The organism is Salinimicrobium oceani, from assembly GCF_012037645.1.
The window spans coordinates 1-357 of the sequence record NZ_JAAVJR010001118.1 but is presented as its reverse complement, the minus strand read 5'-3'; the positions used below and the strand labels follow the sequence as shown (position 1 = coordinate 357).

The window sequence follows — 357 nt, the reverse complement described above, 5'->3', positions numbered from 1 at the left end:
CTGAATACCTATTATACGCCGGCTTTACAAAGTTCGGGAGGTAGCAATTATAACGAAATGCTCTCGCAGGGAATTGCTGAGGGTTTAAGTCTTTTGTCTCGTTATAATGAGCAGAAACATTTGAAAGTTTCTGATGATCAGGTAGTGATCGCCTATTTAAAAGGATATGGAGACAAAGGGAGAAAAACTACGCACCACAATTACAAGAGTAACCTGGAAAAATATGCCTATTCTATGGGCAAACAGGGAGATTATATTGAAGAAGGCCTAACTGAAGATGATATTGTATTCCTGGTAAGAAATAAGCTGCCCGAGGAGCAAGTGCTTAAGTTGGAATAATTTTTTTCAGAAACAAGA

1 protein-coding gene is annotated in these 357 nt (G+C 38.4%); it reads left to right on the top strand.

Annotated features, from left to right (window positions below; translation table 11 throughout):
• The coding region (locus tag HC175_RS21055; protein ID WP_168139918.1) for a hypothetical protein at positions 1-339 on the top strand (339 nt) is incomplete at its 5' end.
• Between the last annotated feature and the right edge of the window lie 18 nt (positions 340-357).